The following is a 24,727-nucleotide window of genomic DNA, read 5'->3' as shown; positions in this document are numbered from 1 at the left end:
TGCTGAAATGTCGGGCAAGGCCGCTATCGATTAAGTGACAAGCAAATTCAATGACCCTCGACCTGACGTTCACCGCCCACGACCTCGCCAACATCCGCTTCGCCGTCTCCCCGCTCGGCGAGGTCGTGGCCAGCGCGCGCGTGGTGAAGAACCCGGCCGCGCACCCGCTCCTGCGCCCCTGGGCCGACCAGGTGCGCCGCCGCCTCCAGGACGTGGACTGGCGGCTGCTGTCGGACCTGGTCCCGGTGCCCACCGTCTCGATCGCGGGCTTCACCTGCACGCCGCCCTCGACGTCCATGCCGGACCTGGAGCTGGAACTCGCCACGATGCGGGGCGCGGCCGCCCGGGTCCGCACGGATCTGGACCACATCGGCGGTCCCCGGACGAAACGGGTGCAGGCCCTCTACGACGACCCGGAACAGGGCCTCGAACGCCTGGCCGGAGAGGTGGCCGGCTACTGGGAGGCGGCGATGGCGCCGTACTGGCCGCGGATCAGGTCGCTGCTGGAGGGCGAGATCCTGCACCGCGCCAGGCTGCTGGCCGAGGGCGGCGCCCAGCGCATGCTGGCCGACCTCGACGACTCCGTCACCTGGGACGACGGCACGCTGCGGCTGCAACACCGGTACGTGTCCGGCCGCCGGTCACTGAGAGGGCTCGGGCTGCTGCTGGTGCCGTGCGTGTTCGCCTGGCCGCGGGTCCTGTCGGTCACGACGCCGCCGTACCAGCCGACCGTGCGTTACGCGCCGCGCGGCATCGCGACGCTCTGGGAGCGCCGCGAGGTGGACCCGCCCGAGGCGCTGGCCGCCGTGCTCGGCAGGACGCGCGCCCGGCTGCTGGCCGAGCTGGACCAGCCCGCCTCGACGCGCGACCTCGCCCAGCGCGCCGGGCTCTCCGAGCCCGGCGTCAACCAGCACCTGACGGCGCTGCGCAAGGCCGGCCTGTGCACCGCGCACCGCACCGGCCGGTACGTGCTCTACGCCCGCACGGCGGTCGCCGAGACGCTGCTCTACTTGGAGGAGACCCCCACCCCCAGGTCGAACTCCCGGTAGACGCGCGCCCAGAACCCGTCACGCAGCCAGACCCGGGCCTCCGGGTAGGGCCGCAGCGAGTGCCCGAGCTCCTTCTCCGCCTCGATCAGCAGCTCGGTGTCGATCACCGTCGGCAGGATCGGGCCGGGCAGCAGGTCGCGGATGTTGTCGCGGCCGCGGGTGAGTATCCACTTCTGGGCGACGTGCTCGCCGACGTCCTCCACGCGCGGACGGCTGGGCCCCAGCTTGGCGACCTGGCCGGGCTTGGCGTGCGGCTTGACCGGCGCGCGCCCGGCGAACACCTGGGCGGGCGAGGGAGCCGCGGCGGGCGGGGTGACCGCGACCGGCTGCGGAGCGCGACTGAAAAAGGGCCTCAGGAAATCGGCGGAGATCACTTCCACCGTGTCGGACTCCCACACCAGGCGCTCGGCCTGGTTGGTGCCGTAGGGCGGCTCGACGCCCCACAGGTGGATGCGCACGCCGTACGCCTGCGCCGCCTCGACCGCCGGAACCATGTCCTCATCGCCTGCCAGCAGGATCGTGTCGGTCACCGCGTGGTGCCGGGCCAGCGCCTCCAGGTCGCTCCTGATCTGCGCGTCGACGCCCTTCTGCTGGCCGCGGGCGTTGAGGTTGCCGAGGCGCACCTTGACCCACGGGAGCTGGGCGATGACACGCTGGTCGACGGTGGGCACACGGTCGCGGGCGGCGTCATACCAATAGATCCGCAGAAGTTCGCCGGAAATACGTTCCTCTGCATGTTTCTGTAGACTCTGGATGAGCTCATCGGCGGCCACCCGATATTCCTTGCGTTCCTTCGCGCCGAGCAGCACCTCACCTGCCGCAGCGTAGAGATAACCGACATCCACTAGGACGGCGTACTTGGCTGCCACAGGATGCGGCATGAGGTCTGGGATGGCCATGTCGTCCTCCAGGCCGCGGTGTTAGTTGATCGGCTGACTATATACGCCTACTTTCTCTAGATAGTCCCAACTCCCGGGGAACTTGACACCCGATTCCCGGGATCTATCTAGGGTAGTGCGCTCATCCGCCAAGCCGCCTTCCCCGGCAGGCCAGGGTTACGCATGCCTCTGGCGGGGTTTCGCCATGTTTGTCTACGAGGTCTCTCGGGTTCGGTGTACGAGCTCCGCCGCGTGGCGAGCACGGCCACCACGGCCGCGATCTCCTCGGGCGTGGCGTCGCCGCGGACTATCCGCAGGTGGTCGCTCATAGAGGAATGTTCCCATGCTTCTTCGGCGGCAGCGAGGCTCTCTTGTTACGCAGCGCGCGAAGTGCCCGGACAACTTGCGGCCGGGTTTCGGACGGCCGAATCACCGAGTCCACATAGCCGCGTTCGGCCGCGATGTACGGATTGGCCAAAGTGTCCTCGTACTCGGTGACGAGCCGGGCGCGCTCGGCGTCGGGCTCGTCGGAGGCCGCCAGTTCGCGCCGGTAGAGGATGTTGACCGCGCCCTGCGCGCCCATGACCGCGATCTGGGCGGTGGGCCAGGCGAGGTTGACGTCCGCGCCGAGGTGCTTGGAGCCCATGACGTCGTACGCGCCGCCGTACGCCTTGCGGGTGATGACCGTGACCAGCGGGACCGTGGCCTCGGCGTAGGCGTACAGGAGCTTGGCGCCGCGGCGGATGATTCCGTTCCATTCCTGATCGGTGCCGGGGAGGAATCCCGGTACATCAACAAAAGTCAGGATCGGAATATTAAAGGCATCACAAGTTCGAATAAATCTGGCGGCCTTCTCGGAGGCGTCGATATCCAGACATCCGGCGAAATGCATGGGTTGGTTGGCGACGACCCCGACCGGCTGGCCGTCCACCCGGCCGTAGCCGACCACGATGTTCGGCGCGAAGAGCGCGTGGACCTCCAGGAACTCCCCGTCGTCGAGCACGTGCTCGATCACCTGGCGCATGTCGTACGGCTGGTTGGGGGAGTCGGGGATCACCAGGTCGAGCTCGGGGTCGGGCTCCAGGTCGGCGGCGGGGGCGAAGGCCGGGGCCTCGTCCAGGTTGTTGGAGGGCAGGTAGGACAGCAGCGCCTTGACGTAGTCGAGGGCGTCCTCCTCGTCGGCGGCCTGGTAGTGGGCCACCCCCGACTTGGTGTTGTGCGCGCGGGCCCCGCCCAGCTCCTCGAACGTGACCTCCTCGCCGGTCACCGTCTTGATCACGTCGGGGCCCGTGATGAACATGTGGGACGTCTGGTCCACCATCACCACGAAGTCGGTCAGGGCGGGTGAGTAGACGTGGCCGCCGGCCGCGGCGCCCATGATGAGCGAGATCTGCGGGATCACGCCGGAGGCGTGCACGTTCCGCTTGAAGATCTCCGCGTAGAGGCCGAGCGCGACCACGCCCTCCTGGATGCGCGCGCCGCCGCCCTCGTTGATGCCGATGATCGGGCAGCCCGTCTTGAGCGCCAGGTCGATCACCTTGACGATCTTCTCGCCGTACACCTCGCCGAGGGAGCCGCCGAAGACCGTGACGTCCTGGGAGAACACGCAGACCTGGCGGCCGTCGATCGTGCCGTGGCCGGTGATGACGCCGTCGCCGTACGGACGCCGCTTCTCCAGCCCGAACATCGTGGACCGGTGGCGGGCGAACTCGTCGAACTCCACGAACGAGCCCTCGTCGAGCAGCGCGAGCACCCGCTCGCGCGCGGTCATCTTGCCCTTGGCGTGCTGTTTGTCCACCGCCGACGCCGAGCCGGCGTGCACGGCCTCGTCGAGCCTTCGCTCCAGGTCGGCGATCTTGCCTGCGGTGGTGTGGATGTCCGGCATCTCCGGCATGGGATCGGCGGCTGCGCTCATGCGCGTTAGGCTAACCCGTCCTCCTAGAGTGGATCCATGACGGATGCGGTTCGCTCCCACGGCCTGTACAAGCGCTACGGCGCGCAGGTCGCGGTGGCCGGGGTCGACCTCGTGGTCCCGGCGGGCAGTTTCGCGGGCCTGGTCGGTCCCAACGGGGCCGGCAAGACGACCACGCTGAGCATGATCACGGGCCTGCTGCGGCCCGACGGAGGCCAGGCCGCGATCGACGGGTTCGACGTCTGGCGCGACCCGGTCGCCGTCAAGGCGCGCATCGGCGTGCTGCCCGAGGGGCTGCGGCTGTTCGAGCGGCTGTCGGGCCGCGAGCTGCTGCTCTACAACGGCCGGCTGCGCGGCATCCCCAAGGCCGACGTCGAGCAGCGCGCGGGCGAGCTGCTCGACGTGATGGACCTGACCGGGGCCGCCGACAAGCTCGTCGTCGACTACTCCACCGGCATGCGCAAGAAGATCGGGCTGGCCGCGGCGCTGCTGCACAACCCGTCCGTGCTCTTCCTCGACGAGCCGTTCGAGGGGGTCGACCCGGTCAGCTCCAACACCCTGACCGAGGTGCTGCGGCGCTTCACCGCCTCCGGCTCGACGGTCATCTTCTCCAGCCACGTCATGGACCTCGTCGAGCGGCTGTGCGACTGGGTGTCGGTGATGAGCGGCGGCCACATCGTCGCCCAGGGGCCGCTGGAGCAGGTGCGCGGCGGCGCGAGCCTCAACGAGGCGTTCATGCGGCTGGTCGGCGGCGGCTCCCGCGCCCACGGCGAGGCCGGGCTGAGCTGGCTCGGCGCCCGCCCCGGCAACCAGCCCCCGACCGCACCCCCGACCACACCCCCGACCACACCCCCGGCTGCACCCGCTGCCACGCACCCGACCGCACCCCCGCCCGCGCCCCCGGCCGCATCCGCTGCCACGCCGCCGTCCGTGCCTCCGGCCGCTGCCGCGCCTCAGGACACGCCGTGAGCGCCGCCGTCACGGGGTCGCCCATGGCGACGGCCGCGCTGTTCGCGCGGCTCAAGCTGCGGCTGCTGGTCGGCAACCTGCGTGGCGACGTGCAGCGCAAGCTCGGCTTCGTCTTCACCCTGCTCGCCGCGGCCGGCCTGGCCGTGCTGGGGTTCCTGCTGATGAGCCTGCTCAGGCTCGCGCCCTCCGACGTCGCCGCCGAGCTGGTGATCGTCGCGTACGCGTTCTTCCTGGTGAGCTGGATGATCGTGCCGCTGCTGGCGTTCGGGCTGGACGACACGCTCGACCCGGCGCGGCTGTCGCTGTTCCCGCTGCGTACGCGCGAGCTGGCCGTCGGGCTGTTCACCGCGTCCGCGACGGGCGCGTGGCCGCTGGCGATGCTCGTCGTCACGGCCGGCGCGCTGGTCGGGCTGCCCACGGGCCTCGGGGGCGTGCTGCTCGGCGTGCCCGCGGTGCTGCTGCAGTTCGCGCTCTGCGTGGTCACCTCGCGGCTGATCACCACCTCGCTGTCCGGCGCGCTGCGCAGCCGGCGCGGGCGTGACGTGCTGGCCGTGGCCGCCCTGTTCGTGGTGCTGCTGGCGCAGCTGCCCAACCTGCTGATGAACCGCGGCCTCGGCGACCCCGCCGCGATCCTCCACCGGCTGGCCGGCGTCCTGCGCTGGACGCCGCCGGGCATGGCCGCGCACGCCATGGCCGACGGCGGCCTGGTCGGCGTGGCGGAGCTGGCCGCCGTCGCGGTGCTGGTCGTGGTCGTCGCCTGGCTGTGGATCAAGGCCCTCGGCCGGGCCCTGGTCTCGCCGGACGCCTCCACGCAGGCGGCCTCCGTCCGCCGGGAGCGCGGCCTGGCCGACCGGCTCCTGCCCGACGGGCCGCTGGCGGCCGTGGTGACCAAGGAGCTGAAGTACATCAGGCGGGAGCCGAGGTTCCGCGTGGGCTGGTTCTCCTCGGTCGTGGTGACCGTCGTCCTGGCGTTCTCGCTGAACAACAGCACCGAGGGGCAGGCGGGGCCGGTGCTGCCGGTGCTGATCACCGGCATGGGCGCGCTGATGATCTCGTTGCAGTCGGGCAACGCGTTCGGCATCGACGGGCGTTCCCTGTGGATGAACGCCGTGGCCTTCGGCTCGGAGGAGGACCTGCGCCGCGACCTGGCGGGCCGCCACCTGGCCAACTGCCTGGTCGCCGCGCCGCTGCTGCTGCTCGTGGCGGTCGCGGCGGCGTTCTTCACCGGCAGCCAGGAGGCCGTCGTGCCGGCGTTCCTGACCGGGCTGGGCGCGCTCGGCGTCGGGCTCGGGGTCGGCTCGGTGACCAGCGTGACGATCCCGTACACGCTGCCGGAGCGGATGAACGCCTTCAGCGGCGCCGCGCCCGGCCAGGGCGGTCAGGCGTTCGCGTCGTCGATCGGGGCGATGCTCGGGATCGCGCTGATGTCGTTGCCGATCGTGCTGCCGCTGGCGTTCGGGCTGATGTGGGTGTCGGTGCTCGCGCCCTTCTACGGCCTGCTGATCGAAGTGCTCGGCAGACGCCTCGCCAGCAAGATCGGCTTCCCCCGCCTCCCGGAGCTGGTAGCCGCCGTGTCAAAGCCGAGCTAGAGAATGGTCTAGTCCAATGGGCGAGACCGCCATGCGGTCGCCGAAAGCGAGTCGATACCCTTCGAAGCATGATTGACCAGGGGCTCGAGCGTCGTAGTGCCGCCGTGACCGAGATGCCTGACGAGCTGCGCCACGACGTGCGCATGCTCGGCAAGCTGCTCGGCCAGGTGATCGCCGAACAAGGTGGCGAAGACCTGCTGGCCGACGTCGAACGGTTGCGCAAAGCCGTCATCGCGGCGCGCAGAGGCGAGATTTCCGCCGACGAGATCACCGAAATGGTCGCCGGATGGGAGATCGAGCGGGCGGTCGCGGTCGCCCGCGCGTTCACCTGCTACTTCCACCTGGCGAACCTGGCCGAGGAGCACTACCGGATCCGCACGCTGCGCGAGCGTGACGCCGAGGGGAGGGTGCAGCGGGAGTCGCTGGCGCAGGCCGTGCACGAGCTCGGCGAGGAGCGCGTGCGGGAGCTGCTGCAGGGGCTGGAGCTGCACCCGGTGCTGACCGCGCACCCCACCGAGGCGCGCAGGCGCGCGGTCGTCACCGCTATCCAGCGCATCAGCGGCCAGCTGACCGAGTACAACGCGCCCGGGCGCGGCGCGTCCGAGCGCGCCGAGAGCAGGCGCCGCCTGCTGGAGGAGATCGACCTGCTGTGGCGGACGGCCCAGCTGCGCTCCACCAAGCTCGACCCGCTCGACGAGGTGCGCACCGCCATGGCCGCCTTCGACGAGACGCTGTTCCGCATGGTGCCCCAGGTCTACCGCTCGCTCGACGCGGCGCTCGACGCGGGCACCGGCACCCGTCCGCCGCTGGCCAGGCCCTTCATCCGCTACGGAAGCTGGATCGGCGGCGACCGCGACGGCAATCCCAACGTCACCGCCAAGGTCACCCGCGACACGATCCAGATCCAGTCCGAGCACGTGCTGACCGCCCTGGAGACGGCCTGTACGCGCATCGCCCGCACGCTGACCGCCTCCGCCCAGTTCTCGCCCTGCTCGGCCGAGCTGAAGGGCGCGCTGGCCGCGGCCGTCGACGCGCACCCCGAGCTGGTCTCCGAGCTGGCCACCCGCTCGCCGCGTGAGCCGCACCGCCAGTGGCTGCTGTACGTGGCCGCCCGCATCGCCGCCACCCGCCGCCGCGACCTCGACCTCGCCTACCGCGCGCCCGCCGAGCTGCTGGCCGACCTGCGCCTGGTGCAGGAGTCGCTGGCGGGCAGCGCGCCGCGGCAGGCGTACGGGGAGCTGCAGCACCTCGTCTGGCAGGTCGAGACGTTCGGCTTCCACCTGGCCGAGCTGGAGGTGCGCCAGCACTCGCAGGTGCACGCGGCGGCCCTGGAGGAGATCAGGGCCGGCGGCGAGCTGTCGGAGCGCACCGAGGAGGTGCTGGCCACGATCCGGGTGATCGCCTGGATCCAGGAGCGGTTCGGCGTCACGGCCTGCTCCCGCTACGTGGTCTCCTTCACCCGCTCGGCCGACGACATCGCGGCCGTCTACGAGCTGGCCGGGCACGCCCTGGGCGACCGGGCGCCGGTGCTCGACGTGGTGCCGCTGTTCGAGTCCGGCCAGGACCTGGCGAACTCGCCGCGCGTGCTGAGCGGCATGCTGGAGATCCCGCAGATCCAGGACCGCCTGGCCGCGACCGGCCGGCGCATGGAGATCATGCTCGGCTACTCCGACTCGGCCAAGGAGCTGGGCCCGGCGGCCGCCACCCTCCGCCTCTACGAGGCCCAGGAGGAGCTGACCGTGTGGGCCCACGAGCACGACGTCAAGCTGCGCATGTTCCACGGCCGCGGCGGCGCGCTCGGCCGCGGCGGCGGCCCGGCCAACCGGGCGGTGCTGGCGCAGGCGCCGGGCTCGGTCGCGGGCCGCTTCAAGGTCACCGAGCAGGGCGAGGTCATCTTCGCTCGTTACGGGCACATCGCCATCGCCCGCCGCCATCTGGAGCAGGTCACCAACGCCGTGCTGCTGGCCTCCTCGCCCACGGTCGGCGCCCGTACGGCGGCCGCCGCCGAGCGGTTCCGCGGCCTGGCCCAGCAGGTGGCCACGGCCTCGGAGGAGGCCTACCGGGCGCTCACCGAGGCCCCCGGGTTCCCCGAGTGGTTCGCGCTGGTCAGCCCGTTGGAGGAGATCGGCTCGCTGCGGCTCGGCTCCCGTCCGGCCCGCCGCGGCCTGGGCGCGCCGCGCTCGCTGGACGACCTGCGGGCCATCCCGTGGGTGTTCGCCTGGGCCCAGACCCGCGTCAACCTGCCCGGCTGGTACGGCCTGGGCACCGGCCTGGCCGCCGTCGGCTCCCTCGACGAGCTGCGCGCGGCCTACGCCGAATGGCCGCTGTTCAACGCGATGCTGGACAACGCCGAGATGTCGCTGGCCAAGACCGACCGGTCGATCGCCAAGCGCTACCTGGCGCTCGGCGGCCGCGACGACTTCGCCCGCCAGGTGCTGGAGGAGTACGACCGCACCCGCGAACTGGTGCTGCGGGTGACCGGCCACACGCGGCTGCTGGAGAACCGCAAGGTGCTCTCGCGGGCCGTGCAGCTGCGCGACCCGTACGTCGACGCGCTGTCGCACCTGCAGCTGCGGGCGCTGCGCGCGATGCGCACCGAGGACCTGTCGGAGCAGGAGCGCGAGCGGCTGTCCACGCTGCTGCTGCTGTCGGTCAACGGCGTGGCCGCCGGCCTGCAGAACACGGGCTGAGCACGCGCGGACGGCCCGGCGGGGGGCCGGGCCGTCCGAAGCGCGCGGAATCAGCGCAGGCTGTCGAAGAAGGCCGTGATGTCGGAGGTGAGCGCCTCCGTGGCGGTGTGAGCGGTGTAGTGGCCGCGGGCGGGGGCGGGCAGGGTCTTCCACGAGACGATGCCGTGGTGGTCGCGCTCGGCGAAGCGGCGGATCGACTTGAAGTCGCCCTCGCCCATGGCCAGCGCGGTCGGGGTGGTCGTCGGCTCCTGCGGCTGCTCCATGCGGGCGTTCTCCCAGTAGAGCCGCAGGGCCGAGCCGGCGGTGCCGGTGAACCAGTGGATCGAGGCGTTGGTCAGCACGAAGTCGTCGTCCAGGTCCTCGTCGAAGAGCTGGGCGAGCCAGCCGACGAGCCCGGCGGGGGAGTCGGCGAGGGCGTGCGCGAGCGTCTGCGGCTGCTGCGACTGCAGGACGTTGAACGCGCCCTTCTCCTTCCAGAACCAGTCGAGCACGGCCAGCCCGGCCTGGTCCTCCTCGCTCAGGCCGGCGAACTCGGCCGGGTCGCCTGAGGGGAAGGAGAACAGCTGGGTGACGTGCACGCCGACGACGTGCTCGGCGTCGATCCGGCCCAGCTCGGGGGAGATCATCGAGCCGCCGTCGTTGCCGACGGCGCCGTAGCGCTCGTAGCCCAGGCGGGCCATCAGCTCGGCCCAGGCCCCGGCGATGCGCCGGTTGTTCCAGCCGAGCTCCTTTGTCGGGCCGGAGAAGCCGAAGCCGGGCAGCGACGGGACGACCACGTGGAAGTGGCGCGACAGCGGCTCGATGGCGTCGAGGTACTCGGCGACGGTGCCGGGCCAGCCGTGGGTGAGGATCAGCGGCAGAGCGTCGGGGTTGTCGGAGCGTACGTGGATGAAGTGGATGTTCTGCCCGTCGATCTCCGTCGTGAACTGCGGGTAGGCGTTGAGCCTGGCCTCCTGGGCGCGCCAGTCGAAGCCGGACTGCCAGTGGGCCACCAGGCGCTTGACCCGGTCGACGCCCACGCCCTGGTCGGCGCCCGGGATCTCGTCGGCGAAGCGGGTCAGCGCGAGCCGGGCCCGCAGGTCGTCGAGGTCGGCCTGGGAGATCTCGATGCGGAACGGGCGGATGCTCATGAGGGGGTCCTCTCGACCGACGAAGCGGAACGGCTTGTTCTGTTCCAACTATAGCAGAACGGAACGCTTCATTCCACAATCTGCACAAGGCGGCTCCAAGTGACTTCCAAGGATCACTGAGCAGCATGGGGGCTTTGATCAGCGCAGAAAGGGACCCCCTCATGAAAAGGACAGCCTTGCTGCTGGGCGCGGTGATGCTCGGCAGCCTGCTGGCCGCTCCTCCGGCCCAGGCCGCCGCCGCCCCGGCGACCTCGGTGACCCGGGTCAGGGCCGTTCCCGCCGGTCAGGCGGGCGAGTGCCCCACGACCGTGGCCTTCTCCGCCACGGTGGCCGCCAAGGGCAAGGGCACCGTGCGGTACCGCTGGGTACGCGGTGACCGCAGCAAGAGCGCCATCAGGAGCTTCCGCGTCAACGGCGCGCGCAAGGTCGTCGTGAGGGACCGCCAGACCTTCGACCGCGACACCACCGGCTGGCAGGCCGTCGAGGTGCTCGGCCGGCGCGGTTTGTCGGCCAAGGCCCGCTTCCGCGTCGCCTGCGCCGGAGCCCCGCAGCGGTACGACGTCGTCAACCCGCTGCCCGCCCGGCCGGACGGGCCGCTGGAGGCGGCCGCGAACGTGCAGGCGAGCCCGCCCCGCCAGGACGGCCGCTGCCCGACGACCGTGACGTTCACCGCGACCATCCAGGTCTCGCGCACCCCCGCCAAGGTCGGCTACCAGTGGATCGACAGCGCCACGGGCGAGGGCGCGGTGGAGTCGCTGTACTTCGCCGCCGGCGGCCCGCGCAGCAGGCAGGTCACGCTGCCGCTGTCCGTGGGCACCTCCACCGCGGGCTGGAAGTCGGTACGGATCCTCAACGCCGGCGGCCACGACTCCGCGCGGGCGTCGTACGCGGTGACCTGCCGCGTCACGCCGGGCCCGAAGCCGACCCCGACGCCCACCCCGACGCCCACCGTGACGCCGACGACCTCCCCGACGCCCAAGCCGACCACGACCGCCGAGCCCCCGGCGCAGCAGCCGCAGGCGGCGATCAGCGCCCTGACGCCCGGCGACTACGCGGGCTACTGCGACGAGCCCATCGCCTACCAGGCCACCGGCCGCATCACCCTCCCGGCGGGCCCGGCCGCCAGCGTCGGCTACTGGTGGACCCTCGACGGCGCCGAGTGGCAACACCAGACCGTCAGCTTCCCGGCCGGCACCCAGCCCAGGTCGCAGGACGTCACCGCCGCCTGGAGCCTCGACCAGTCGAAGACCGGCTCCCACAAGCTGGCCCTGACCACCCAGCCCGCCGCGGCGCAGGCCGCCGAGCGCACGTTCGCCCTGTCCTGCACGACCGACCCCGACCCCGCCAAGCTGGCCATCCCCTACCTGCTGACGCCCGTCTACCAGGGCGACTGCACCGGCTCCATCGGCATGCGGGCCGACGCCCGGATCACCACCGACCGCGAGGCCGAGGTGCGCTACCGCGTCGTCGTGGACGGCAAGTCCGGCCCGGTCAGGACGCAGGAGGCCAAGCCCGGCAGGGCCCAGATGATCGGCGACCTGTTCTACGTCTCCCCGAAGGCCAGCGGAAGCGGTGTGATCCGCATCGAGGTGCTGAACCACAACAAGCTGGTCAGGGAGCGGCCGTACACGGTGACCTGCGTGCCGGTGGACCCGTCGCCGGGCACGGTGCGGATCAGCGAGTTCCGCCCGGTCCACTACTTCGGCGACTGCGCCGAGGCCCCGTACGTGACCGCCCACGGCGCCTTCCGCGCCGCGCCGGACACCGAGATCACCTGGCGCTGGGTCATCGACGGCAGGCCCACGGAGCCGGCCACGTACAAGACCAACTCCGGCGGTCTGCTCCAGGTGCAGGCGGCCAACTGGAGCCGGGACACGAAGACCTCCGGCGTGGTCCGGCTGGAGGTGCTGAACCACAACAAGCCATCCATCGAAGGCACCTATCCGGTGACCTGCGAATAGGCCTCACAAGGCACATCCGACCCGGACTGCCGGGCGCCGCGCTGCTCGGCGGCGCAGCTCGACACGTAGTCGCTCACGGATCCAGCGCGTGGTCTGCCGCTGACCAGGACGTGACGACCCGCTCCTGCCCGGCGTAGACGTTGCAGCGCTCGCCGCGCAGGAACCCCACCAGCGTCAACCCGAACTCCCTGGCCAGATCGACGGCCAGGGACGAGGGCGCCGACACCGCGCAGACCGCCGGGACGCCGGCCGCCAGCGCCTTCTGCATGATCTCGTAGCTGGCCCTGCCGCTGACCATGAGCACGTGCTCGGCCAGCGGCAGCCGGCCCGCCAGCGCCGCCCAGCCGACCAGCTTGTCCACGGCGTTGTGCCGGCCGACGTCCTCGCGCAAGGCCAGCAGCGTGCCCGTCGCCGAGAACAGGCCCGCCGCGTGCAGCCCGCCGGTCTTGCCGAACACGCCCTGGGCCTCGCGCAGCGCGCCCGGCAGGCCGTAGAGGACCTCGGGGGTGAGTTCGAGCGAGCCTCTGGGGATCGGCTTGCACCGGCCGTGCAGCGCGTCGAGGCCGGCCGAGCCGCACACGCCGCACGCGCTGGAGGTGAGGAAGTGCCGGTCGAGCGCCGGCAGGTCGGGCACCGGGCCGTGCAGGCGGACGGTGACGGTGTTGTAGCGGGCCTCGGGCGGCAGGTCGTCGTCCGTGCAGTACGCGATGGCCGCGATGTCGTCCGGCCCGGCCAGGCCCTCGCCGCTCAGGAACCCGGCGGCCAGCTCGAAGTCGTGCCCCGGCGTGCGCATGGTGATGGCGACCGTCTTGCGGGCGCCGTCGCCGCCGGTGAGGCGGATCTCCAGCGGCTCCTCCGTGGCCAGGTCGTCGCGCCGGTCGCGGGCTCCGGAGCCGGCCAGCTCCCTGATGCGGACGCGTGTGGTGGGCCCGGGACGCGCCTTCACAGCGGCCGCACGGTGACGAGCGCGTTGTAGTCGGGGATGCGCGCCTGTGGCGAGCGCCGGGCCTCGTCGAGCAGGACGTTCCCCTCCGGCCAGTGGATCTGCAGGTTGCCCGGCATCAGCGGGGCGCGCAGCACCTTGCCCTGGTAGGAGCGCTCGCCCGCGCGCAGCTCGACCGGCGCGCCGTCGGCCAGCCCGAGCCGGTCGGCGTCGTACGGGCTCATCAGCACGGCCTCGCGGGCGGCGCCGTTGAAGCCGTCGAGCCGCTCGTGGACCATGCTGTTGAACTGCTTGCCGCGCCTGGTCGCGACCTTGAACGTGCCGTCGGGGCGCTCAAGGGCGGGCGGCTCGACCACCGAGAAGACGGCCAGCCCGTCGGGCGTCTGGAAGCGGCCGTCGGCGAAGAGGTGGCGGCCGCCGTACTGGACGTTGTCCCCGAACTTCCGCAACCCGGAGATGCCCTGGTAGAACGGCACGACCTGCTCGATCTCCGCACGGATCTGCGGAGTGCCGGTGAACCGCACATGGTCGGCTATCTCCGGACGGGTACGGGCGGCAAGCTCGGAGAAGATCTTCCACTCCGGCCAGGCCTCGCCCACGCGCGGCCCCTCGACCTCGGGCGAGAAGATGATCCGCCGCTCGGTGGAGGTCTCGGTCACGCCGCCGACCATCTCGTAACGCGTCTGGGCGGGCAGCAGCAGCACGTCGCCCTCGCCCGGCACGAGCATCTGCGAGGACAGCACGATGTCGATGTGCACCCGCAGCCCCAGCCTGGACAGCGCCTCGCGGCAGTAGGCCGGGTCGGGCAGCACCTCCAGGAAGTTGCCGCCGGAGGAGACGAGCGCGTCGAGCTCGCCCCGGTGGGCCGCGTCGATCATGTCGGTCGCGGTCAGCCCGGCCGTGTCGGGCACCTGGAAGCCCCACAGGTCGGTGAACTTGGCGGCATTGGCGGACGTGATCGGCAGGCCGCCGGGGAAGCCGGTCGCGTACGCGCCCATCTCGGCTCCGCCCTGCACCCCGCTGTGCCCCCGGATCGGCATCAGCCCGCACTTGTCGCGCCCGATGAAGCCGCGCGCGAGCGCCAGGTTGACGATCGCCCTGACGTTGTCCTCGCCGTAGGTGTGCTGGGTGATGCCCATCGACCAGACCAGCACCGCCGAGCGCGCCCGGCCGAGCAGCTCGGCCAGCCGGAACATCTGCTCCTTGGTCGCCCCCGAGAGCGCTTCGAGCTCGGCCCACGACTGGGCCTCGACGGCCTTGCGCGCCTCCTCGAACCCGGACGTGCGCCCGCTCACGAACGCCTTGTCCACCCAGTCGTTCTCGATGAGGTGCTTGAGCACGCCGTTGAGGAAGCCGATGTCGCCGCCGACGTTCACGCCGAAGAACTCGTCGGTGATCTTCGTGCCGAACAGCGCGGACTCGGCGTTGGAGGGCACCCAGTACTTGTCCATGCCCGGCTCGCGGTAGGCGTTGACCATGGCGATCCGGGTGCCGGCCTTCTTGGCGTGGTAGAGGTACTTCATCGCGACCGGCTGGTTGTTCGACGGGTTCGAGCCGATGAAGACGATCAGGTCCGAGCCGATCCAGTCGGTGTAGGAGCAGGTCGTGGCCGCCGCGCCGATGGTCTGCTTGAGCGCGACCGTCGAGGGCGAGTGGCAGATGCGGGCGGCGTTGTCGACGTTGTTCGTGCCGAGCGCCCGCACCGCCTTCTGCGCCGCGTAGTAGTTCTCGTTGGGCACCCCGCGGCTGGTCAGGTACGTGCCGAAGCGCGCGCCGCGCAGCCGTTCGGCCGCCACCCGCAGCGCCTCGTCCCACGTGATGCGGGTGAAGCCGGGCTCGCCGGCCCGCCGCACCATCGGGTACGGCAGCCGCCCCAGCTCCCGCAGCTCCGCGCTCTTGCGCCCGGCCAGCCCGGAGACGTCGCGCAGCAGCGACACGTCGAGCGCGGGCATGGTGTTCAGCGGCAGCAGGCGCAACCTGATGTTGCACAGGTGGATCTCGTCCATCGTCCAGTCGCGCATGCCGTGCGTGCCGAGCGCGCAGCCGTCGCAGGTGCCCTGGTTGAGTATGCGCCAGGCGTAACGCCTGTTCCCCTTGACCGACCTGAACGCCTTCCACAGCTCCAGGTAGTTGTTCGGCTTGCGCAACCCGAGGCCGAAGGGCCGCCACGAAGCCCAGTTGCGAGGGTCAGGACGTCTGCTCATCCCCCCATCTTTACCCCTCATACGGACTTCGAGACCAGCCGGTGCGGTGCGACGACCTCGGCGCGGGTTCGGCCAAGATAGGGGGATGGCCTCCTCGCGCTTCTCCGACCTCGACCGTCCGCCGCTCTCGGAGGCCGCGCTCAACCGCGCGCTGGTGCGTCCGGGCGCCCTGTGGACCGGCGTCACCGTCGTCGAGACCACCGGCTCGACCAACGCCGACCTGGCCCTGGCCGCCCAGGCCGGGGCCGAGCAGGGCCGGGTGCTGGTGGCCGAGTCGCAGGTCGCCGGCCGGGGCCGGCTCGACCGCGCCTGGTCGGCGCCGCCGCGGTCGGGGCTGACGTTCTCCGTCCTGCTCAGGCCCACGACGCCGGTGCCGACCCAGGGGTGGCTGCCGCTGCTGTACGGCGTGGCCGCCGCCTCGGCCGTGCGCCGGCTGGCCGAGGTCGACGTGCGCCTGAAGTGGCCCAACGACCTGCTGGTGGGCGAGCGCAAGCTGGCCGGGGTGCTGGCCGAGCGGGTCGACGACGCCGTCGTCATCGGCATGGGGCTCAACGTCTCCCTGCGCGCGGAGGAGGCCCCGGTCGAGACGGCCACCTCCCTGGCCATGGAGAAGGCGGCCTGCCTCGACCGCGATCCGCTGCTGCGGGCCGTGCTGCGCGAGGTCGAGAGCCACTACCGCGAGTGGGAGGCGGCCGGCGGCGACGCCGAGGTCGCCGGGCTGCGCGCCGCCTACCTCGCCGCCAGCGCCACGGTCGGCCGCGACGTCCGGGTGGAGCTGCCGGGCGAGCAGGTGCTGACCGGGCGGGCCACCGGCATCGACGGGTCCGGCCACCTCCAGGTGGAGTCCGGCGGCGAGCGCTACACGCTGGGCGCCGGAGACGTCGTGCACGTGCGGGCCGCCCGATGAGCCGCCCGATGAGCCGGGGCGTAGCCGCTCGGCCGGGTTGGTGGCAGCATGTGCGGCATGACCCTTCCCGACCACCATCTGACGCAGGGTGAGCAGCGCGTCCGATCCTTCCATCCCCACTGGAAGCGCCTTGTCGGCCCGTTCTTCGCGCTGATCCTCATCGCCGCGGCAGCGGGTGCGGCGCTCTACTTCTTCCCCACCGCGTGGGGGGAGAGCGTCACCTCCTACGGCAGGATCGCCGTCGTCGTCATCGCCGTGATCCTGCTGACGATCTTCTCGTTCGTGCCCTACCTGCGGTGGAAGAACACGGGCTACGTCCTGACGACCCACCGGTTCACGATCAGCATGGGCGTGCTCAACAAGTCCACCGACGAGATCCCGATGGCCAAGGTCAACACCGTCAGCTCCGACCAGACGTTCATGGAGCGCATGCTCGGCTGCGGCACGCTGACCGTCGAGTCCGCGGGCGAGCGGGGGCAGATCGTCCTGCGCGACATCCCGCGCATCCAGGACGTCCGCATGGACCTGTTCAAGCTGGTCGAGGACGCGTCCGACGGAGAGATCGACGGCCGCTGAGGTTGGCGTAGCCTGCTGATCGTGAACGCCACCCAACCGCCCGGCAGGCCGACCGCCGAGCAGATCGAGCGCACGCTCGTCGGCATGCCGGCCCGCCACACCCGCGCGCAGGTCGCGGCCGGGGCCGGGGTGTCGCAGGAGCTCGCCCAGCGCATCTGGCGGGCGCTCGGCTTCGCCCAGTTCCCCGACGACGCCGTGGCGTTCAGCGACGCCGACGTGGCCGCGCTGCGCCGGGTGCGCAACCTGATCGACGGCGGCCTGCTCGACGAGCAGACCGTCATCCGCATGGCCCGCGCGCTCGGGCAGACCACCGCCAGGCTGGCGCAGTGGCAGGCCGAGATCGTGATCGGCACGATGGTCCCCGACTCGCGCACCGACGCCGACCTGAACGGCGTCCTCGACACGGCCAAGGCCCTCCTGCCCGACTTCGAGCACCTGCTGGTGCACGTCTGGCGGGCCCAGCTCGCCGCCGCCGGCACCCGGCTGCTGGCCGTCGCCGACGACCAGGACGAGCGGGGACCGGTCCGCGTGTCGATCGCCGTCGGCTTCGCCGACCTGGTCTCCTTCACCCGCCGCTCGCGCGAGCTGGACGAGCGGGCGCTGGCCTCGCTGGTCGAGGGCTTCGAGTCGCGCGCCGCCGACGTGGTAGCCGCGCACGGCGCGCGGCTGGTCAAGACGCTCGGCGACGAGGTGCTGTTCACCGCGCCCGCCCCGGCCCAGGCCGCGGCGATCGCCCTCGACCTCGCCGACAGCCTGGAGCTGCGCATCGGCATGGCGTACGGGCCGGTCGTGCCCATGATGGGCGACGTGTTCGGCACCACCGTCAACCTGGCCGCCCGGCTCACGGCCATCGCCCGGCCGGGCACGATCCTGGTCGACTCCGAGCTGGCCGAGGGCCTGGCCGGAGCGCCGGACGGGGTCGCGGTGCACAAGATCAGGAGGCGGCCCGCAAGAGGGCTCGGCGTGGTCCAGCCCTATGTCTTGCGGAGATCATCCTCCTGACACAAGATGGCTGCCATGCCGTACGAAGTGCAGGGCGTGATCGCCCGCGGTAAGGGCCAGGAAGTTTCGCTGGAGACGGTGGTCGTCCCCGACCCCGGGCCGGGCGAGGCGGTGGTGAACGTGCAGGCCTGCGGGGTCTGCCACACCGACCTGCACTATCGCGAGGGCGGGATCAACGACGACTTCCCCTTCCTGCTGGGCCACGAGGCCGCGGGCACGGTCGAGGCCGTCGGCGAGGGCGTCACCGGGCTGGCGCCCGGCGACTTCGTGATCCTCAACTGGCGCGCGGTGTGCGGCCAGTGCCGCGCCTGCCTGCGCGGCCGGCCCTGGTACTGCTTCGCCACCCACAACGCCTCCCAGAAGATGACGCTCAAGGACGGCACCGAGCTGTCGCCCGCGCTCGGCATCGGCGCGTTCCTGGAGAAGACGCTGGTGGCGGCAGGGCAGTGCACGAAGGTGTCGGCCGAGGCGCCGGCCCAGGTCGCGGGCCTGCTGGGCTGCGGCGTGATGGCCGGCATCGGCGCGGCGATCAACACCGGCGGCGTGACGCGCGGCGACAGCGTGGCCGTGATCGGCTGCGGCGGGGTCGGCGACGCGGCGATCCTGGGGGCGTCGCTGGCCGGGGCGTCCCGGATCATCGCCGTCGACGTCGACGACCGCAAGCTGGAGTGGGCCCGCGGGTTCGGCGCGACGCACACCGTCAACTCGCGGGAGAACGACCCGGTCGAGGCGATCCGCGACCTGACCGGCGGGTTCGGCGCCGACGTGGTGATCGAGGCGGTCGGCCGGCCGGAGACGTACGAGCAGGCGTTCTACGCCCGCGACCTGGCCGGCACGGTCGTCCTGGTGGGCGTGCCGACGCCGGAGATGCGGCTGGAGCTGCCGCTGCTCGACGTGTTCGGCCGTGGCGGCGCGCTGAAGTCGTCCTGGTACGGCGACTGCCTGCCCTCGCGGGACTTCCCGATGCTGATCGACCTGTTCCTGCAGAACCGGCTGCCGCTCGACCGGTTCGTCACCGAGACGATCGGGCTCGACCAGGTCGAGGAGGCGTTCGCCAAGATGCACCGCGGCGAGGTGCTGCGCTCGGTGGTGGTGCTCTGATGATCGACCGCGTCATCACCTCCGGCACGTTCTCGCTCGACGGCGGCACGTGGGAGGTCGACAACAACGTCTGGCTGGTCGGCGACGCGCGCGAGGTCGTGATCATCGACGCCGCGCACGACGCCGATGCCATCGCCGCGCGGGCCGGCGGCCGCCAGGTCAAGGCCATCGTGTGCACCCACGCCCACAACGACCACGTCAACGCCGCCGCCCGGCTGGCCGAGCTGACCGGCGCGCCGATCCTGCTGCACCCGGCCGACCAGGTGCTCTGGGAGCAGGTGTACGGGCCGGAGGTGGCGTACACGCCACTGGCCGACGGCGAGAAGATCACGGTGGGCGGGGTGGCGCTGGAGGTGCTGCACACGCCGGGCCACTCGCCGGGCGCGGTCTGCCTGCACGCTCCCGACGCGGGCGTGCTGTTCAGCGGCGACACGCTGTTCAAGGGCGGGCCGGGGGCCACCGGGCGGTCGTACTCGTCGTTCGACACGATCATCGAGTCGATCGCCGGGCGGCTGCTGTCCCTGCCGCCCGAGACGGTCGTGCACACGGGCCACGGCGACTCCACGTCCATCGGGGCGGAGGCGCCGCACCTGGAGGAGTGGCGGGCGAGGGGCCACTGACCTGCGGGGTCAGGTGAATGTGACGCCTCTAACATAGGCAAGCCTTACCGAAGTGAGCTATCTTAGGTGTGCCTAACCTAAAGGCGTCCCCTTCCTGCTCGCTTGAGAGGCCTGTCCCCGGATGTATGTGTGCATTTGTCGTGCTGTGACCGAGAACGAGGTCCACGACTGCATCGCCTCCGGGGCGAAGAGCGCGAAACAGATTCGCGACACCACTGGGGCGGGTGGGGACTGTGCCCGTTGTGTACGGAAGATCTGTGCGATCCTGAAGCAGTCCGAAGAACTGACGACCGCATAGCCGCACCGCGACGAGGGGCCCGTTCATGCAGGGCGACAAGCAGATCATCGAACTCCTCAACGAACAGCTGACCGCCGAGCTCACGGCGATCAACCAGTACTTCCTGCACGCGAAGATGCAGGAGAACTGGGGATACACCAAGCTGGCCAAGCACACGCGCGACGAGTCCTTCGAGGAGATGCGCCACGCCGAACGGCTGACCGACCGCATCCTGTTCCTCGAAGGGCTGCCCAACTACCAGCGCCTCGGCACGCTGCACATCGGCCAGACCGTGGAGGAGCAGCTCAAGGCCGACCTTGAGGTCGAGCTGGCGGTGGTCGAACGGCTGCGCCCGGCGATCCAGCTGATGAGGGAGAAGGGCGACATCACCTCCGCCCGCATCTTCGAGGACATCCTCGAGGACGAGGAGGAGCACATCGACTACCTCGAGACCGAGCTGGGCCTGATGCGCAGCCTGGGCGAGCAGCTCTACCTCGCCCGCTACGCCGAGCCCAGCTCCGTCGACGACTAGAGCCCCTCGCTCTCTCCGGCCCCGCCGCCCGCCCGGGCAGCGGGGCCGTCGTCGTTCCCGCCGCCCGCGGGCCGCCCGCGGCGGCCTGACGGATACTGGGGGAGGCGAGCCCAGGACACCTGTGAGGGAGTGGTCTCCATGCTCTATCTCTTCGGCTTCGAGCGCATCGGCGTGGCCGTCGGCGACCTGTACTTCGTCGACCCCGACCCGGGAGAGCACCAAGAGGGCGCCGAGCACGGCGTGCGCCTGGAGATCCGCAGGCTCGCGCCGGGCGAGCTCAAGGGGTCGATCTACTCGGCCCGTCCGATCGTCGTCGATCAGCTCATCTGGCGGGTCGACCTGCTGGAGTCGGTCGACGGCACGCCGGGCAGCTTCGACCGTACGCACCACCACCCCGGCTCCAGCGGCTGGGAGCCCGACCGGCGGGTGTTCGACGAGGAGCTGTCGGCCGAGCCGCTGAAGTGGCTGGGGGAGCGGCTGGCCGACCTCGACGGCGTGCTGCGGCAGTCGGGCGTCGATCCCGCCGAGGTCGGCCCCGGCGACGCGGCGAGCCTGCGGGAGACCGCCCCCGAGATCGTCGACACCGTCCGCCGCCTGCTCGACCGGGTACGCGCCGGCGAGCTCGGCACCGCCCCGGCCGGCGGCCCGGCCGCCTCCGTCCGGTCGAGCTGGCTCTGAACGGCACGTTCCAGGCATTCCGGCGCCCGGCTCGGGGTATCACGCTCCGGGCGCCGCGCCGGGCGCGACGCGTCCCGAGGATGCGGGCGTACGTGGTGTGATGGGAAAGCCTGGAGCGCTTTGTGTTTTCCCCTCGATAATCGCGGTAATTTAATCACGACTAACCCTTATTTAGCTTCGTTTGCCCAGGTCAATGGATAGGTCAACGACAAGTCAAACCGCGCGCTGTGCCCGGGAAACGATCGCCTAAGGTCCTACGATCGCTTCATGACCTGCGTACTTCTCGCCGAGGATGACACCTCGATCTCCGAGCCACTCGCGCGTGCGCTACGCCGCGAGGGCTATCAGGTAGAGGTGAGCCCCGACGGCCCGCAGGCCCTGGAGAGGGCCCTGTCGGGCGGCATCGACCTCATCGTTCTCGACCTCGGGCTGCCAGAGATGGACGGCCTGGAGGTCGCCCGCCGGATCCGTGCCGAGGGGCACGGCACCCCGGTTCTGATACTCACGGCCCGCGTGGACGAGGTGGACACCGTCGTCGGCCTCGACGCCGGCGCCGACGACTACGTGACCAAGCCGTTCCGGCTGGCCGAGCTGCTCGCCCGGGTGCGTGCGCTGCTGCGCCGCGGCACCTCCGAGACGCCGGTCGTGCAGGGGGTCCGCATCGACGCCGACTCCCGCCGCGCCTGGATGGGGGAGAAGGAGCTGCACCTGACGACCAAGGAGTTCGACCTGCTGCGCGTGCTGGTCCGCGACGCCGGCAAGGTCGTCACCCGGGAGCAGATCATGCGCGAGGTGTGGGACACCAACTGGTGGGGTTCGACCAAGACCCTCGACATGCACATCTCCTGGCTGCGCCGCAAACTCGGCGACGATGCCGCCAAGCCCCGATACATCACGACCGTCCGGGGAGTCGGCTTCCGGTTCGAACGCGAGTAGGCGCATGCGCCGTCGACTGCTCTCCTCCACACTGGTCGTCGCGGTCATCGCGGTCCTGTTGCTGGGGGTCCCCCTGGGCGTCGTGGTCAGCCGTCTGATCGTCGACGAGGCGGCTCAGGAGCTCGGGGCGGAAGCCAAACGTCTCGTGGGCGAGGTCGAGTACGCCCGGGTCCAGGAGACCCCGCTCGACCCGCAACAACTGGAGCAGAAGTACCCGGGCAGGTACATCCAGATCTGGGAACGCGGAACCCCTCTGCGGGTGACCGTCGTCGGCACCGCGCCGGCGTCGGGTCACCTGATGACCGAGGACGCCCAGACCAACACCGGGGTCTACGTCCGGATAAGTCGTGACCGGGATCAGGTCGAGCGCGACGTCCGGGCCAGGCTGCTGCTGATCGTGGCGCTGGCCGTCGCGGCGCTCGCGGTGGCCGTGAGCCTGGCCGTCGTACAGTCGCGCAGGCTGACGCTGCCCCTGCAGGACCTGGCGAAGATCGCCGAGCGGCTGGGGTCGGGCGACGCGCGGCCCAGCAAGCACCGCTACGGCATCCCCGAGCTGGACCGCGTGGCCCAGGTGCTCGACCGCAGCGCCACCCGCATCTCCGACCTGCTCACCCGCGAACGCGAGTTCGCCACCGACGCCTCCCATCAGCTCCGCACGCCCCTGACCGGCCTGACCATGCGCCTGGAGGAGATCGTCGCCGCCTCGAACGAGCCGGAGGTCGTCCGGGAGGAGGGCGAGGCGGCCATCGTGCAGGCCGAGCGCCTGACCGCGGTGATCGACGAGCTGCTCGCGGCGGCCCGCCGCCAGCGCCACGCCCAGGCCGAGCCCGTCGCCATCGACGAGGTGCTCATCCAGCAGGTCACCGAGTGGGAGCCGGTCTTCCGCGAGGCGGGCCGCACGCTGCACCTCGACGGCACCCGTGGCCTGAAGGCCATGGCCACCACCGGCGGCTTCGGCCAGGTCATCGCCTCGCTGCTGGAGAACTCCCTGCGCCACGGCGGCGGCACGGTCACCGTCACCAGCACCTGCGGCGACAACTACATCGTGATCGAGGTCGCCGACGAGGGCCCCGGCATCGCCGACGAGATCGCACCCAAGATCTTCGAACGCAACGTCAGCGGGGGCGGCGGCACCGGCCTCGGGCTCACCCTCGCCCGCGCGCTGGCCGCCGCCGACGGCGGACGGCTGGAACTGGTGCGTCGCCGGCCGGCGACGTTCGCCATCTTCCTGCGCCCGGCCGAGGAGGACAGCAGGAACCGCGTGGTCAGCGGTCCTGCCTGATCTCGGGCAGCTCCACCGGGATCGGCTCGGTGGCCTCCAGGAACACCCACTTCTTGTACGACCAGTAGCGGAACAGCGTGCCGAGGCCGACGCCGGCGAAGTTGGCGATGTTCAGGCTCAGGCCGTCGTGCAGGTGGAGGGTGTACTTGGTGAAGCCGATCACCAGCAGGCCGAACAGCAGGGCGACGCCGTTGAGCAGGAAGAACAGGAAGTATTCGCGGCCGAGGCCGCTCTGCTCGCGGTGGCGGAAGGTCCAGAAGCGGTTGCCCAGGTAGGCGAAGGTCGCCGAGAGCGTGGTGGCGAGCACCTTGGAGGTGAGGGGGCCCCACTCGAAGCCGAGCAGGAAGAGGTTGTAGACACCCGTGTCGAGCAGAAAGGCGACGGCCCCGATGCTCCCGAATTTGGCCAGTTCGTGAACCAGGGACTCGAACCGCTGGTAGAGGCGCTTGGCAAACTCCACGTCCGCGCTCGGTCCTTTCCCTCGTCGAGACTGACCACCTCAGCGTACCGGCGATGTCGTACGGCCGGTGTCAGGGGGCCGAACATGCCCCGCAAAGACCACTTCTAGAAATATCGCCTTATGGGCGGCATTTCTGAAAGATCGGCATTACGCTGCCGTTCAGATCGCGGGCCCGCCCGCGATGTCGGACCTGCCGCTCCAGACGGCCGCCCTCCCGGGAGCCACCTGTGCCGCTTCGACTGCTCGCGTTGATCCTGGCCCTGCTCACCGCGGGCTGTGGCGCGACCGGCGGCGCCCCGGTGCTCCAGGAGGACCGCACGCCTGCCCCGGCAGCCGCGCCACGGGTCGACCCGGCGACCGCCGAGCAGGCGTTCTCGCTGCTCAGGCAGCTCGACGGGGCCTGGCAGCGGCGGGACTGCGCCGCCGTACGGGAGCTGACCACGTGGGCGGAGCGGACGCTGGACGGCCGTGCCTGCCAGGCGACCCGGAACGGCCGTCCAGCCCGTCCCGCCGACCCCGTCTACGTGCTGCCCGACGCGGGCGACTGGTTCGCCGCGCTGGCCCGCGAGCCCTCGCCCGCGTACTACCTGTTCTTCCTGGAGGACGGCCGCTGGCGGCTGGGCGCGGGCCCGGTCCCGGTGCCCAGCGAGCCGGCGCGGGAGGCCGCCGAGGCGCCGGAGTCGCTGGTCAGGCAGGCCCGGCTGGTGCCGCAGCGGCATCTGACGTACCTCACCGACCCGGCCGGGGTGGCGGGCGAACGTTTCCCGGCGGGGGATCCGCTGCGCGGGCTGCTCAAGGACGTCACCGCGAACCGCGCCGACGTCGAGCTGTTCGGCACGCGCACCCTCGCGATCCCGGTGGCCGCCGGTTCCGTCCTGGTGTTCGACGCCCTGCGGCTGGCGTACCAAGGTGGGCGCACGGACCTGGTGGTCATGGCCAGCCTGCTCGGCACGGGCAGCCGGATCAGGACGCTCGGGCTGCGCCGGGCACGCGCGAGTTGACAACGGCGAGGCAGTCGTTCCGTCCCGGTA

At 71.3% G+C, this 24,727-nt stretch carries 23 protein-coding genes; 16 read left to right on the top strand and 7 right to left on the bottom strand.

Translation table 11 applies throughout. The features are described 5' to 3' along the window. Positions 1-50 precede the first annotated feature (50 nt). Positions 51-1,049 carry a DUF5937 family protein gene (locus AB0J76_RS10150; protein ID WP_352321649.1) on the top strand — a complete coding sequence of 333 codons (999 nt, stop codon included), beginning with the start codon at positions 51-53 and terminating at the stop codon, positions 1,047-1,049. Here AB0J76_RS10150 and AB0J76_RS10145 read toward each other — a convergent pair. From AB0J76_RS10145 to AB0J76_RS10135, 3 genes are all read right to left on the bottom strand, one after another. Then, complete coding sequence (locus AB0J76_RS10145) at positions 1,007-1,948, bottom strand: NYN domain-containing protein (protein ID WP_352321648.1); 942 nt, start codon at positions 1,946-1,948, stop codon at positions 1,007-1,009. The genes AB0J76_RS10150 and AB0J76_RS10145 overlap by 43 nt on opposite strands. 107 nt (positions 1,949-2,055) lie before the next feature. Next, positions 2,056-2,256 (bottom strand): acyl-CoA carboxylase subunit epsilon, encoded by a 201-nt coding sequence (locus tag AB0J76_RS10140; RefSeq protein ID WP_352321646.1) that lies wholly within the window; start codon positions 2,254-2,256, stop codon positions 2,056-2,058. Next, positions 2,253-3,842: an acyl-CoA carboxylase subunit beta gene (locus AB0J76_RS10135; RefSeq protein WP_352321644.1), complete on the bottom strand. Its 1,590-nt coding sequence runs from the start codon at positions 3,840-3,842 to the stop codon at positions 2,253-2,255. Before AB0J76_RS10135 ends, AB0J76_RS10140 begins: the two co-directional genes overlap by 4 nt. A 36-nt stretch (positions 3,843-3,878) precedes the next feature. Here AB0J76_RS10135 and AB0J76_RS10130 point away from each other — a divergent pair, with 36 nt between their 5' ends. From AB0J76_RS10130 to AB0J76_RS10120, 3 genes are all read left to right on the top strand, one after another. Beyond that, positions 3,879-4,808 carry an ABC transporter ATP-binding protein gene (locus AB0J76_RS10130; protein ID WP_352321642.1) on the top strand — a complete coding sequence of 310 codons (930 nt, stop codon included), beginning with the start codon at positions 3,879-3,881 and terminating at the stop codon, positions 4,806-4,808. Beyond that, a complete protein-coding gene (locus AB0J76_RS10125) occupies positions 4,805-6,397 on the top strand; it encodes a hypothetical protein (protein ID WP_352321640.1) in 1,593 nt (530 codons plus the stop codon). Before AB0J76_RS10130 ends, AB0J76_RS10125 begins: the two co-directional genes overlap by 4 nt. A gap of 113 nt (positions 6,398-6,510) precedes the next feature. Beyond that, positions 6,511-9,087, top strand: coding sequence for a phosphoenolpyruvate carboxylase (locus tag AB0J76_RS10120; protein WP_352321665.1), 2,577 nt, complete (start codon positions 6,511-6,513; stop codon positions 9,085-9,087). A 50-nt stretch (positions 9,088-9,137) separates the two neighbouring features. Here AB0J76_RS10120 and AB0J76_RS10115 read toward each other — a convergent pair whose 3' ends face one another. Then, complete coding sequence (locus tag AB0J76_RS10115) at positions 9,138-10,217, bottom strand: epoxide hydrolase family protein (protein ID WP_352321638.1); 1,080 nt, start codon at positions 10,215-10,217, stop codon at positions 9,138-9,140. A gap of 161 nt (positions 10,218-10,378) precedes the next feature. On the opposite strand from AB0J76_RS10115, the gene AB0J76_RS10110 reads away from it, so the two are divergent. Next, on the top strand, positions 10,379-12,178 hold the full coding sequence (locus AB0J76_RS10110; protein WP_352321637.1) for a hypothetical protein: 1,800 nt from the start codon (positions 10,379-10,381) through the stop codon (positions 12,176-12,178). A 73-nt stretch (positions 12,179-12,251) separates the two neighbouring features. On the opposite strand, the gene fdhD is transcribed toward AB0J76_RS10110, so the two are convergent. Continuing rightward, on the bottom strand, positions 12,252-13,124 hold the full coding sequence (fdhD, locus tag AB0J76_RS10105; protein WP_352321636.1) for a formate dehydrogenase accessory sulfurtransferase FdhD: 873 nt from the start codon (positions 13,122-13,124) through the stop codon (positions 12,252-12,254). Next, the gene (locus tag AB0J76_RS10100; RefSeq protein WP_352321634.1) at positions 13,121-15,325 is read right to left on the bottom strand and encodes an FdhF/YdeP family oxidoreductase; all 2,205 of its coding nucleotides are present in this window, start codon (positions 15,323-15,325) and stop codon (positions 13,121-13,123) included. The genes fdhD and AB0J76_RS10100 overlap by 4 nt, the downstream gene beginning before the upstream one ends. Before the next feature lie 85 nt (positions 15,326-15,410). Between AB0J76_RS10100 and AB0J76_RS10095 the strand changes: the two genes are divergently transcribed. From AB0J76_RS10095 to AB0J76_RS10050, 10 genes are all read left to right on the top strand, one after another. Next, the gene (locus AB0J76_RS10095; RefSeq protein ID WP_352321632.1) at positions 15,411-16,232 is read left to right on the top strand and encodes a biotin--[acetyl-CoA-carboxylase] ligase; all 822 of its coding nucleotides are present in this window, start codon (positions 15,411-15,413) and stop codon (positions 16,230-16,232) included. 57 nt (positions 16,233-16,289) lie between these two features. Then, positions 16,290-16,808: a PH domain-containing protein gene (locus tag AB0J76_RS10090; RefSeq protein WP_352321630.1), complete on the top strand. Its 519-nt coding sequence runs from the start codon at positions 16,290-16,292 to the stop codon at positions 16,806-16,808. Between the two features lie 84 nt (positions 16,809-16,892). Further along, on the top strand, positions 16,893-17,810 hold the full coding sequence (locus tag AB0J76_RS10085) for an adenylate/guanylate cyclase domain-containing protein (RefSeq protein ID WP_352321663.1): 918 nt from the start codon (positions 16,893-16,895) through the stop codon (positions 17,808-17,810). Between the two features lie 15 nt (positions 17,811-17,825). Beyond that, positions 17,826-18,911 (top strand): S-(hydroxymethyl)mycothiol dehydrogenase, encoded by a 1,086-nt coding sequence (locus AB0J76_RS10080; protein ID WP_352321628.1) that lies wholly within the window; start codon positions 17,826-17,828, stop codon positions 18,909-18,911. Further along, complete coding sequence (locus tag AB0J76_RS10075) at positions 18,911-19,531, top strand: MBL fold metallo-hydrolase (RefSeq protein WP_352321626.1); 621 nt, start codon at positions 18,911-18,913, stop codon at positions 19,529-19,531. Before AB0J76_RS10080 ends, AB0J76_RS10075 begins: the two co-directional genes overlap by 1 nt. Before the next feature lie 121 nt (positions 19,532-19,652). Next, positions 19,653-19,829 carry a (2Fe-2S)-binding protein gene (locus tag AB0J76_RS10070; RefSeq protein ID WP_125632481.1) on the top strand — a complete coding sequence of 59 codons (177 nt, stop codon included), beginning with the start codon at positions 19,653-19,655 and terminating at the stop codon, positions 19,827-19,829. Between the two features lie 25 nt (positions 19,830-19,854). Continuing rightward, positions 19,855-20,340 (top strand): bacterioferritin, encoded by a 486-nt coding sequence (gene bfr / locus AB0J76_RS10065; protein ID WP_352321624.1) that lies wholly within the window; start codon positions 19,855-19,857, stop codon positions 20,338-20,340. A 138-nt stretch (positions 20,341-20,478) separates the two neighbouring features. Continuing rightward, positions 20,479-21,018 (top strand): hypothetical protein, encoded by a 540-nt coding sequence (locus tag AB0J76_RS10060; protein WP_352321622.1) that lies wholly within the window; start codon positions 20,479-20,481, stop codon positions 21,016-21,018. A 267-nt stretch (positions 21,019-21,285) separates the two neighbouring features. Then, positions 21,286-21,954, top strand: a complete 669-nt coding sequence (locus tag AB0J76_RS10055; protein WP_043620820.1) for a response regulator transcription factor — start codon at positions 21,286-21,288, stop codon at positions 21,952-21,954. A gap of 4 nt (positions 21,955-21,958) precedes the next feature. Continuing rightward, complete coding sequence (locus AB0J76_RS10050; RefSeq protein WP_352321619.1) at positions 21,959-23,236, top strand: ATP-binding protein; 1,278 nt, start codon at positions 21,959-21,961, stop codon at positions 23,234-23,236. Here AB0J76_RS10050 and AB0J76_RS10045 read toward each other — a convergent pair. Beyond that, on the bottom strand, positions 23,220-23,696 hold the full coding sequence (locus AB0J76_RS10045) for a GtrA family protein (protein WP_352321617.1): 477 nt from the start codon (positions 23,694-23,696) through the stop codon (positions 23,220-23,222). The genes AB0J76_RS10050 and AB0J76_RS10045 overlap by 17 nt on opposite strands. Positions 23,697-23,923: 227 nt before the next feature. On the opposite strand from AB0J76_RS10045, the gene AB0J76_RS10040 reads away from it, so the two are divergent. Beyond that, on the top strand, positions 23,924-24,697 hold the full coding sequence (locus tag AB0J76_RS10040) for a hypothetical protein (protein WP_352321615.1): 774 nt from the start codon (positions 23,924-23,926) through the stop codon (positions 24,695-24,697). Positions 24,698-24,727: the final 30 nt, after the last annotated feature.

The sequence above is a fragment of the Nonomuraea sp. NPDC049624 genome, from assembly GCF_040675255.1.
GTDB lineage: Bacteria > Actinomycetota > Actinomycetes > Streptosporangiales > Streptosporangiaceae > Nonomuraea.
The sequence above is the reverse complement of the archived record's forward strand: the minus strand, read 5'-3'. Positions and strand labels throughout refer to the sequence as shown.

Coding starts and splice junctions, on each gene's coding strand:
- AB0J76_RS10150 (WP_352321649.1), top strand. CDS start 51: ATGACCCTCGACCTGACGTTCACCGCCCACGACCTCGCCAACATCCGC.
- AB0J76_RS10145 (WP_352321648.1), bottom strand. CDS start 1,948: ATGGCCATCCCAGACCTCATGCCGCATCCTGTGGCAGCCAAGTACGCC.
- AB0J76_RS10140 (WP_352321646.1), bottom strand. CDS start 2,256: ATGAGCGACCACCTGCGGATAGTCCGCGGCGACGCCACGCCCGAGGAG.
- AB0J76_RS10135 (WP_352321644.1), bottom strand. CDS start 3,842: ATGAGCGCAGCCGCCGATCCCATGCCGGAGATGCCGGACATCCACACC.
- AB0J76_RS10130 (WP_352321642.1), top strand. CDS start 3,879: ATGACGGATGCGGTTCGCTCCCACGGCCTGTACAAGCGCTACGGCGCG.
- AB0J76_RS10120 (WP_352321665.1), top strand. CDS start 6,511: ATGCCTGACGAGCTGCGCCACGACGTGCGCATGCTCGGCAAGCTGCTC.
- AB0J76_RS10115 (WP_352321638.1), bottom strand. CDS start 10,217: ATGAGCATCCGCCCGTTCCGCATCGAGATCTCCCAGGCCGACCTCGAC.
- AB0J76_RS10110 (WP_352321637.1), top strand. CDS start 10,379: ATGAAAAGGACAGCCTTGCTGCTGGGCGCGGTGATGCTCGGCAGCCTG.
- AB0J76_RS10100 (WP_352321634.1), bottom strand. CDS start 15,325: ATGAGCAGACGTCCTGACCCTCGCAACTGGGCTTCGTGGCGGCCCTTC.
- AB0J76_RS10095 (WP_352321632.1), top strand. CDS start 15,411: ATGGCCTCCTCGCGCTTCTCCGACCTCGACCGTCCGCCGCTCTCGGAG.
- AB0J76_RS10090 (WP_352321630.1), top strand. CDS start 16,290: ATGACCCTTCCCGACCACCATCTGACGCAGGGTGAGCAGCGCGTCCGA.
- AB0J76_RS10085 (WP_352321663.1), top strand. CDS start 16,893: ATGCCGGCCCGCCACACCCGCGCGCAGGTCGCGGCCGGGGCCGGGGTG.
- AB0J76_RS10080 (WP_352321628.1), top strand. CDS start 17,826: ATGCCGTACGAAGTGCAGGGCGTGATCGCCCGCGGTAAGGGCCAGGAA.
- AB0J76_RS10075 (WP_352321626.1), top strand. CDS start 18,911: ATGATCGACCGCGTCATCACCTCCGGCACGTTCTCGCTCGACGGCGGC.
- AB0J76_RS10070 (WP_125632481.1), top strand. CDS start 19,653: ATGTATGTGTGCATTTGTCGTGCTGTGACCGAGAACGAGGTCCACGAC.
- bfr (WP_352321624.1), top strand. CDS start 19,855: ATGCAGGGCGACAAGCAGATCATCGAACTCCTCAACGAACAGCTGACC.
- AB0J76_RS10060 (WP_352321622.1), top strand. CDS start 20,479: ATGCTCTATCTCTTCGGCTTCGAGCGCATCGGCGTGGCCGTCGGCGAC.
- AB0J76_RS10055 (WP_043620820.1), top strand. CDS start 21,286: ATGACCTGCGTACTTCTCGCCGAGGATGACACCTCGATCTCCGAGCCA.
- AB0J76_RS10050 (WP_352321619.1), top strand. CDS start 21,959: ATGCGCCGTCGACTGCTCTCCTCCACACTGGTCGTCGCGGTCATCGCG.